Raw genomic sequence first — 1,515 nt, 5'->3', positions numbered from 1 at the left:
CCATGCTGCCCTGCGTCCAGACGGCGGCGATGTCCTTGTTGTTGGCAAGGACGGTGGCCATCTTCTGCTTGGCGGTGGCGCCGTTCCAGTCGGCGTACTCCTTGATGACCGTGATGCCGGGGTACTTCGCGAAGACGTCGGAGGCGAGCTTCTCGCGGGCGTCCGAGAGCGGGGCGCCGGCGGTGCCGTTCATCATCACGACGGTGCCCTTGCCGCCGATGAACTCGGCGAGCTTCTCGGCCGTGCCGGCCGAGATGAGCTGCTCGTCCTGGTACATGTTCACGGACTTGGTGCTGGTGATCGGGTTGTCGAAGCTGACCACGGTCACGCCGCGGGCGATGGCGGCATCCACCACTCCGTTGAGCGCGTCCGCCGAGGCGGCGTCGATGAGGATGAGGTTCGCGCCCTGGTTGACCATCGTCTGGATCTGCTGGGCCTGGGTCGCGGCCGTGCCGTCGGCGTTCTGGATGATGTAGTCCGAGATGACGCCTTCCTGCTTGAGGGTGGTGGCCTCGGCCTCGAAGTCCTTGAGCATCTGCGGACGCCAGACCGAGTCGACGTTCGAGTTGCTCAGGCCGACGACGATCTTCTCGCCGCCGGAGGTCGACGAGCCGGATGCGGTGCCCGCACATGCGGAGAGGGCGAGGGCACCGGCCGCGACAGCCGCGACGGCTGCAAGTCGGAGCTTCTTCATGGGGGATTCCTTCGTGTGTATGGGACAACGGGTGTGGTGCACGGAGGTGGAGCAGGTTCGTAGGGGTGTCAGAGCATGACGTCGCCGCCGGTCGCGTTCATCACGGCGCCGGTGTAGTAGGCGCCGCCGGCGGAGGCGAGCAGCACGGCGGTGGGGGCGATCTCGTCGACGCTGCCGGCGCGCCCGAGGGGCACCTCGGCGAGCTTGCGAGCGACGACGTCGGCGGGGAGCGACGCGAGCATCTCGGTGTTGATCGGACCGGGGGCGATCGTGTTGGCAGTGATGCCGTGCGGGGCGAGCTCGCGGGCGATCGCCCGCATGAAGCCGTGCACGCCGGCCTTCGCCGCGCAGTAGTGGGGCATACCGACCGAGCCGATCATGCCGAGGTTCGAGCCGATGCTGATGATGCGGCCCGACTTCTGCGGGATCATGACGCGCGCGGCGGCGCGGGTGCAGTGGAAGACACCGGTGAGGTTCACCGCGATCATCCGCTCCCACTGATCGTCGCTCATCTCGGTGATGGCGCCGGTGTTGTCGATGCCCGCGTTGTTGACCAGGATGTCGAGGCGGCCGTGCTGCGCGACGATCTCAGCGAAGATGGCGTCGACGCACGCGGAGTCGGTGACATCGATGGCCGCAGCGGATGCCCCGGGGATGTCGGCGGCCGCTGCCGTGGCACGGGCGGCGTCGACATCAGCTACCACGACTGTGGCACCCTCGGCGGCGAAGTGCGCCGCGATGGCCCGGCCGATGCCGCCGGCGGCGCCGGTGACGAGGGCGACCTTTCCGTCGAGGAGCGGCTCGCGGTAGCGGATCTCTGC

2 protein-coding genes are annotated in these 1,515 nt (G+C 68.5%); both read right to left on the bottom strand.

Translation table 11 applies throughout. From position 1 onward, the window contains the following. Window positions 1–694: substrate-binding domain-containing protein (locus ASG00_RS07920; RefSeq protein ID WP_156456229.1), on the bottom strand; the 694-nt coding region annotated here is incomplete at its 3' end. Between the two features lie 68 nt (window positions 695–762). Then, window positions 763–1,515, bottom strand: a 753-nt coding sequence (locus ASG00_RS07915) for an SDR family NAD(P)-dependent oxidoreductase (RefSeq protein ID WP_200930888.1), incomplete at its 5' end; no start/stop codon positions are given.

The organism is Microbacterium sp. Leaf351 (genome assembly GCF_001423825.1).
Classification (GTDB): domain Bacteria; phylum Actinomycetota; class Actinomycetes; order Actinomycetales; family Microbacteriaceae; genus Microbacterium; species Microbacterium ginsengisoli.
Note: the sequence above shows the minus strand (reverse complement) of the source record. Positions and strands in the feature narration are given on the sequence as shown.